Annotated in this window: 4 protein-coding genes and 1 tRNA gene; all 5 read right to left on the minus strand. The window is 44.3% G+C overall.

Annotated elements, in window-relative coordinates; genetic code table 11:
- Positions 1-294, minus strand: a 294-nt coding sequence (locus B7Y67_RS07770; protein ID WP_293598148.1) for a tyrosine-protein phosphatase, incomplete at its 3' end; no start/stop codon positions are given.
- A complete protein-coding gene (locus B7Y67_RS07775; RefSeq protein ID WP_293598149.1) occupies positions 291-2,273 on the minus strand; it encodes a TIGR03768 family metallophosphoesterase in 1,983 nt (660 codons plus the stop codon). The genes B7Y67_RS07775 and B7Y67_RS07770, both read right to left, overlap by 4 nt.
- A 536-nt stretch (positions 2,274-2,809) precedes the next feature.
- A complete protein-coding gene (gene ppc / locus B7Y67_RS07780) occupies positions 2,810-5,596 on the minus strand; it encodes a phosphoenolpyruvate carboxylase (protein ID WP_293598150.1) in 2,787 nt (928 codons plus the stop codon).
- 288 nt (positions 5,597-5,884) lie between these two features.
- A tRNA-Ile gene (locus B7Y67_RS07785) sits at positions 5,885-5,961 on the minus strand.
- A gap of 13 nt (positions 5,962-5,974) precedes the next feature.
- The gene (rpoD, locus tag B7Y67_RS07790; protein WP_293598151.1) at positions 5,975-8,551 is read right to left on the minus strand and encodes an RNA polymerase sigma factor RpoD; all 2,577 of its coding nucleotides are present in this window, start codon (positions 8,549-8,551) and stop codon (positions 5,975-5,977) included.
- Positions 8,552-8,656: the final 105 nt, after the last annotated feature.

Consider the following 8,656-nt stretch of genomic DNA (forward strand, 5'->3'; position numbering starts at 1 on the left):
ATCTTCATCAATACCAAAAAACTCATTAGATCGATAGACCTTTCCTCTTACAACAAATCTTCCATCTAGGGTTGTATACCCACCAAGATCTCGAAGATTTGACAAGCGGTCCATTCCCATATAGATACCCAGGCTTTGTCCCGGCTGTAAAACATCAGAAGGAGCCCCAGCAAATACTGGCAACCCAAAAGATGCACCAAGCAGAACGAAGAGAAATCCAGCTAAAAATTGCTTCAATTTACTAGACATCACAACAGACATCGTCATTAAGCCAAAAACATCATCGTCTCTCATGCAGGAAATCTCTTCTTCAATGCCTCGACCATTGTAGGATTTAGCGACTTGAATAATTCAGCGTTATAAGAAGCGGAATATGGCACTCCTACTACCTCGCCATATCGAATTGAGTCATCAGTAGTGTTGTTCTGTGGCCGCGTTGGATCCATTGAGGAGACTGGAATAACCCCAAAAGCGCGCTCTACATTAGGTGCGTTGGGGCGGATGTCATTTTGAATAATCTGCTGGGCAGCGATTGACATGCGTCTTCCGCTTTCGGCAGGGCTTCCCTCTCGCACGGCAGGATCGATGTTTATAGCGACAATAGAGATTGTGTAATCACTATTTAAGTAAACCTGAAGCGTACGAAATTGTTGTGGAAAGTCATGTAAAGAGCTTGTCTCTATCTGCCAAAAACCATACTCTGGGGGAGCCCCCGGTGGAGACTTAAATGCTTTAATAGCATTTACATGACGATGGCCGGCAAGTAGGCATATTACATTACCATTAGCCTGAATTTCAGAAATTAAATCTGTCAGTGTGATCGCATTATGAAGTTTTGCATTGGGGTCACGTGATGATTCCCACCATTCCATCTCACTACCAATAGGCGCTACAGCAAGCGGCACATGTGATGCAATGATCACCAGCTCATTACGTTTTTGGGAACGCATTAATTCAGCACGCAACCACTTAACACGGGTTGCGCTCAAATATCCGTGACCATGAATGTCGTGACTCTGATCCTTGGGATCCTGTACGTTATCTAGCACTATGATTCGCAGGGGTATGTCTTCCTTTGGCAAGAAGCTATAACAAGAAAATCCAGGCTCTTCGTTGGCGTACAGAGGATCTACCAAATGATACCCATGCCCCTTAGGCAAAGAGCTTGTATTAAAAAATTCTCTGATCCATTCTTTTTTGGTAAGCGAGCGACGATTGAGATTAGCCGAATTCAAAGGCGGTTTACCAAATGTATTGACTGGGCCAGCCCCAATAATTTCTCCGTATTCCGATGCTCCATTAATAGTGCCCATATAAAAGTCTGGTGACTTTAAGTTAGAAGTAGTATCAAAAAGACATGGAAAGTATGGGGACCCTTTAATTGGCTGAAGCATATTGCCAACTGCCCAGATCCGATTGTTGATGTAGGACTCCCGAAGCTTTAAGCTAGGATCCGCATCAACAGCTACACTCCCGATCATGAATAAATCATGATTACCATTTACCTGGAACCAAGGAATATCAGGCGACAATCCAGCGGCTTGAAACGGCTGCTGATATGAAATAGTATCTTGAGAAACATCATTACTAGTATTAGGGTAAATAACTTTTCCATCCAAGATGTCCAAATACCAACGCGTCTCATTGTATTGCGTCGAGTTACAGGTATCCCCCAAAGATAAGCCAAAATCAAAACCGCTAGTGACATGCAAGGCATTTACAGTTTGCACTACAGCATCAAGTACATGGGTGGTTGTTAACATGGTTGGTGAATAGATGGATGTCATAGGGGCACCAAATTCAGAATCTAACTGTTGAAGAGCAATTAGCTGATTACCTGCCTGCTTATCCGTCAAATGAATATCGCTGATAGTAAAAAATGAAGATAGACGATTTACTCGATTAATATTTTTGCCCGTATACTCCACATCCATCAAATCAAAGCGTTGCTGGATTGGTAAACCAGGGCCATAGGTATAGTTACCATAACCGAACTTACTATACTGATCTACGCGATGCAGCTCTGTCGGTGCAAGCCCTTTGCCAGAACCAGGCTGCTTTAATATCTCTGGCATTGAAAATGAGAGCATACGATCAACTGTAGTCTTAACCTCATCTGAAATAGGATATGTGGCTCGCCTTGGAGATGACGCGGAAAAAATGATCCCAGAATAGGACAAGCAAATACTTCCGACCGAATACTTCATGAACATCCGTCGGGATGCAGCGAAGTTCATTGCTGTCTTATCCACTACATCGTCAAGTTTATTCATCTCTATGCAATACCCATCAATTAGCGTCTAAATTTGTTAATAATGAAAATTCATAATCTGCGGTAATTGCTTGTCCCATGAAGCAATCCTCAATAAGACATAAAAGCTGGGCAACGGCTAATTTTATTGCCCAGATTGCTACCTTACATGATGTAAATCAAAAAATAGACCCATATTTTTAATGGTGAGAACAGACTAAGAGCATTGGGGAAGGATTGCCCGTAACCACTGAAAGTGGTCACGCAACACTTACACACCACAATCCAAAAATAGCTAATTGCTCCAATTGCAAGCCATACATCTATTGGGGTTGCATTTGAAGATGTGTGGAGATTGCTTATATACCTCTTGGCACAGAAAGAAAAACGACTTAGGAATTTCTCCCTAAGTCGATAATTTCATTAGTGGGCCCACCAGGACTTGAACCTGGGACCAAAGGATTATGAGAGCAGAAGCCCATGATAGAGCCCCATAAACAGGGGGTCTACGGGTGTTCAGCGTCGATGTGTAAGTAAATGTGTAGTCATTTCTAAAATCTAGCCAGTATTTCTTAGTCCCGCTGCAATTCCATTAATGGCGATATGAATACCCCTTTGCATACGATCATCATGCTTACCTGCACGATAACGACGCACCAATTCAACCTGCAAGTGATGAAGTGGGTCAATATAAGGGAAGCGATTTCGTATAGATCTTGCTAAAGATGGATTCTTAGCCAAACGTACTTTCTCTCCAGTAACTAAGTTCAGAGCTTCAACTGTTTTATTCCACTCAGACTCAATAGCGCCAAAGATCTTCTTGCGTAACTTCACATCAGGAACAAGTTCGCTATAGCGCGATGCAAGAGCTAAATCACTCTTGGCCAAAGCCATATCCATATTCGATAACAAGGTTCTAAAGAAAGGCCACTCTTTGTACATCTTTTGCAGAAGACTCAAGTCAGCCTTTCTATCTGCAGCTTTGTGTTGATTTAAGAATTCCTGAATAGCAGAACCAAAACCATACCAACCGGGAAGCGTTAATCGACACTGGCCCCAACTGAAACCCCAGGGAATGGCGCGAAGGTCCTCAATCCTTTGACTTGCTTTGCGACTTGCGGGACGAGAACCAATATTTAGCTTAGCAATTTCCCGAATGGGTGTCGCATCAAAGAAATACTCCGCAAATCCTGGAGTCTCGTATACCAGACCACGGTAAGCACTCATACTTGCTTGTGAAATTTTTGCTGCTGCCTCTAAGTAGGCCTTACTAGCCTGCTTAGTAGGCTTTAATAATGTGGCCTCTAGTGTGGCTGCTACCAAAGTCTCCAGATTACGCCTACCAATCTCAGGATTGGCATATTTAGATCCAATCACTTCGCCCTGCTCTGTTAAACGAATTTGACCGCGTACTGTTCCAGGGGGCTGGGCTAAGATTGCTTCATAACTGGGTCCTCCCCCACGACCTACTGTGCCACCTCTGCCATGGAATAAGCGAAGCTTTACTCCATGCTTTTGTTCCAAAGGCTCAAACACCTTAACCAAGGCAAGCTCCGCACAATATAACTCCCAATTACTTGTAACAATTCCACCATCCTTATTTGAGTCGGAATAGCCCAACATAATGTCTTGCTCACCACCAGAGTGCTTTACCAAATCTAAGGTGCCAGGTAATGCATAAAACTCTTGCATGATGGGGGCAGCATTACGTAAATCTTCAATCGTTTCAAATAAGGGAACCACGATCAGATCAGCAGATGCTTTTTTACCTAAAACCTCATGCATTAAACCCACTTCCTTTTGAAGCAACAAGACTTCTAATAGGTCGCTGACAGTCTCGGTATGACTAATGATGTAGTGGCGGATAGTCTCATTACCAAATAGCTGCCGCATTTTCTTAGCCATTTCAAAGATGGTAATCTCTGATTCTGCAAAATCAGAATACAAATGCCCAACCACACGAAGTGGTCTTGGGTCTCTTAGTAGCGATAGCAAGAGTTCCCGTTTTTGCTCTTCGGACAGACTAGAGTAATCAGCTTCTATCGATGCGACATGAAGAAGCTCTGCTAAAACAGCTTCATGCATATCTGAGCTTTGACGTAAATCTACGGTAGCTAAATGAAAACCAAAAACTTCAACCGCTCGAATCAAGCCGTGGAGACGACGGTCTGCTAGAGCCTTTGCACCTTGGGATATTAGCGAGGCCTCAATCGTCTTAAGATCAGACAAAAAATCTTGTGCGCTGATATAAGGATTTTGAGGCGCTACAGCATGACGAGCAGCATTTCCCCCTGTTAACATCTTTAAAGTGGCTGCCAGCCGAGAATACATTCCTGTGAGCGCCCTGCGATAAGGCTCATCTTGACGATGTTCATTAGCATCAGGAGAGCTGGCTGCAAGATCTTGCATTTTTTTAGGGAATTTTAAAAGTAATGCGGAGACCGATAAGTCTCTACCCAAGTAGTGCACCTCGGTTAAATAGTGACGCAACACCATTTCGGCCTGTCTTGAAACGGCGTACTCGAGAGTCTTGGCACTGACATTGGGATTACCATCACGATCACCACCAATCCATTGACCCATCTTCAGAAAGCTGGCAACTGAATTTCCAGCAAGAGAATCTTCTAACTGGGCATAGATTTTTGGGATTTCTCTTAAGAATGTTGTCTCGTAATAAGTCAGAGAATTCTCAATCTCATCGGCAACTGTAAGCTTAGTAAATCTTAATAAGCGGGTATGCCAGAGTTGCAATACACGAGCACGAATTTGTTGTTCATTGGCTTTAAGCTCTTTATTGAGCAAGGCATCTTTTTGTGGATTATTTGCTTTAGATGATTCTTTAATCTGATCACGTATAGTCAATAAATTCGCTATGTCTCTCTCAGCTTCCAAAATACTGGTTCTCTGCACTTCGGTTGGATGAGCAGTAAGTACTGGTGAGATTAAGCTTGCCTCTAGCGTTTTAGAAATCATCTTGCTAGTGACGCCTGCAGCGTGTAGTTTTTTCATGGCCATAGGAATACTGCCATCTTGATAGCTGCCATTGCGCTCATATGCTACACGGCGGCGAATATGATGTCTATCCTCGGCTAAATTAGCTAAATGACTAAAGTAAGTGAAAGCCCGAAGCACTTTTACCGCGCTTTCACTAGTTAGCCCTTTAAGAAGTTTGCTCAGCTCGCGATTGGCCTTCTGATTTGAATCGCGATGAAAGGTTACTGATAACTTCCTGACTTGCTCTACCAATCCGTAAACAGACTCACCCTCTTGTTCGCGAACAATATCACCCAGAATTTTTCCTAATAAGCGAATGTCATCAATTAACGGTATTTCAGTATTTTTCAAAAAAGACTCCCACGATAAGCATTAGGATAGCAAGCAATACATTGCGGCAATTTGACGTACTTTTTTTAATGGTGATTCATTTTAAACATTCAATTTAGCTTTTATGGCGTTAGATTAAAGCAGTCCATTAGCAACCATGCCCCACAACCAACAAGTAGTTCATTACTCCAACAGGAGGCCTATACATTTCTTGGGGTTGCACTGGAATATGCGTAGAAATTGCTTACACACTTAGCGGCACAGAAAGAAAAACGACTTAGGAATCTCTCCCTAAGTCGTTGATTTCATTGGTGGGCCCACCAGGACTTGAACCTGGGACCAAAGGATTATGAGTCCTCTGCTCTAACCAACTGAGCTATAGGCCCGTTAGTCTTTGGGTCAATCTTCTTCGAGGAAGGTCTTGAGTTTGTCGCTGCGGCTTGGATGACGCATTTTTCTCAGGGCCTTGGCTTCGATCTGACGAATACGCTCACGTGTCACGTCAAACTGTTTGCCAACTTCTTCGAGAGTATGGTCTGTGCTCATCTCAACACCGAAGCGCATACGCAATACTTTTGCTTCACGTGGTGTTAATGAATCGAGAACATCCTTAACCACATCGCGCATCGAATCATGCAATGCCGCTTCAGCCGGAGCCAAGGTATTGCCATCCTCAATGAAGTCGCCTAAATGAGAATCTTCATCGTCACCAATTGGTGTTTCCATGGAGATTGGCTCTTTAGCAATCTTCATAATCTTGCGAATCTTGTCCTCAGGAATTTCCATCTTGAGTGCCAAGGTTGCGGCATCTGGCTCATGACCAGTTTCTTGCAAGATTTGACGGCTAATACGGTTCATCTTGTTGATCGTCTCAATCATATGAACTGGAATTCGGATCGTACGAGCTTGGTCGGCAATAGAACGGGTAATTGCCTGACGGATCCACCATGTTGCATAAGTAGAGAACTTATAACCACGACGGTATTCAAACTTATCTACCGCCTTCATCAAACCGATATTGCCCTCTTGAATCAAATCCAAGAACTGCAAACCACGGTTGGTGTATTTCTTAGCGATCGAGATTACCAAACGTAAGTTAGCAACCGTCATTTCACGTTTCGCTTCACGTGCGCGCTTCTCGCCAGCGATCATTTGCTTGTTCACTTCTTTTAATTCTGGAAGTGGCAAAACAACACGGGTTTGAATATCAATTAACTTCTGCTGCAGTTCCTGAATCGCTGGAACATTACGTTGCAATAATGCGGTGTATGGCTTGTTCTCTTTGAGTAATTTAGCGGTCCACTCTAAGTTCATAGACATCTTCGGGAAGTCTTTTAATACCTCACCGCGATTGACGCCAACCTTATCTACCAACAAACTCACAATACCGCGCTCGATTTTCCAAACCTGATCAACTTGTGAACGCATGGTGTCACACAACTTCTCAACGCTCTTTGCGGTCAAACGGAAACCAAGCAACTCACCACGGATAGCTTCTTGTGCTTTGATGTAAGCTGGGCAGTTGTAGCCTTCTTTATCAAAAGCACGGCGCATCTTGTCAGCTTGTGTGCGAACAATTGCAAACTTCTCTAAAGAGATTTGTTTTAATTCTTCTAACTGCTTGGCGTTAGCTGTAGCTGCGCCACCGCCGCCACCGCCGCCTTCTTCTTCGCCACCCTCTTCGTCACCCTCTTCAGCATCTGGGTCAACTTCTGGCTCTTCTGGTCCTAGCTTAATATCTTCGGCATTAGGGTCAACCAATCCATCGACGAACTGATCAATCTCCATCTCGCCACTAGCAATCTTGTCTACGTTTGCCAAGATCTCGCCAATCGTGACAGGACAAGCAGCCAAGGCCATTACCATGTCTTTAAGGCCTGCTTCGATCTTCTTCGCAATGACAATCTCGCCTTCACGAGTCAAGAGGTCAACAGTACCCATCTCGCGCATGTACATACGCACTGGATCGGTTGTACGACCGAACTCTGAATCAACGGTAGCTAAAGCGGCTTCCGCCTCTTCTTCCGCCTCTTCTTCAGATGTGGTTGCTGAAGCATTTTCATTGAGCAAGAGTGTTTCAGCATCTGGAGCTTGCTCGTAAACAGTAATATTGATGTCGTTTAAGAGGCTGATCAATGTTTCTAATGCATCCGCATCAGATAACTCGTCTGACATCACGTCATTCATTTCACCATGAGTTAAGTAACCCTTGGACTTACCCATCTTGATCAAGATCTTTAGGCGGGTACGACGTAATTCTTGCTGCTCTTCAGAGCCCAACTGTTGTGCTGCGAATTCTTTTAAGAGCGCTTTTTCTTTTGCCTTACGCTCGCGCGCTTTTTGGCGATCCGTCAATACTGGCTCAGCGCCCTCTACAGGAGCGTCAGCCTTTGGCTTGCGACCTTTCTTTACTTCTTCAGTCGCAACAAGCTCAGCCTCCACCTCAACCGCTTTCGCTTTTTTACCCTTAGTTTCTTTGACTTCCTTTACTTCTTTTACTACTTTCGCTGCCTTAGTTTCTTTCGCAGCCTTCGCTGGCTTTGCCGCCTCAATCTTAGGAGCAACAACAGCCTTACCTTTTGTAGGTGCCTCTACTTTTGCTGCTGGCTTGGTCACAGCCTTAGCCGGGGTCTTGGCTGCTGGCTTAGCTACTTTTGCCGGAGCTTTTGCTTTAGCCGCTGGTTTAGCAGGTGCTTTCGCTGGTGCCTTTGCTTTGGTCGCTGGTTTAGCAGGCGTCTTAGTTTTTGCTACAGGCTTGGCTGCTTTAGCCGGAGCTTTGACTGGCTTAGCAGGAGTCTTAGTTTTTGCTACAGGCTTGGCGGGCGTCTTCGCTTTCGCTACTGGCTTGCTTGCCTTAGTAGGCGCCTTAGCTTTGGTCGCTGGTTTAGCAGGAGCCTTCGCTTTTGTCACTGGTTTAACTGGTGCCTTGGCTTTTGCTGCTGGCTTGGCTGCTGGTTTTTTCTTGGTATTAGGCATTTATTAGCACTTACTCACGTTACTGATGATTGTTCTCGACTGCTTAGGCGCAGCTACTTTATCCACTTGCCCCAAATTTCTTCAAAATAAAGCGCAAGTGGCTGA

It is taken from the genome of Polynucleobacter sp. 35-46-11 (assembly GCF_002281105.1).

Excerpts from the sequence above, each read along its gene's own strand:
- rpoD (WP_293598151.1), bottom strand. The coding sequence starts at position 8,551 with ATGCCTAATACCAAGAAAAAACCAGCAGCCAAGCCAGCAGCAAAAGCC.
- B7Y67_RS07775 (WP_293598149.1), bottom strand. The coding sequence starts at position 2,273 with ATGAATAAACTTGACGATGTAGTGGATAAGACAGCAATGAACTTCGCT.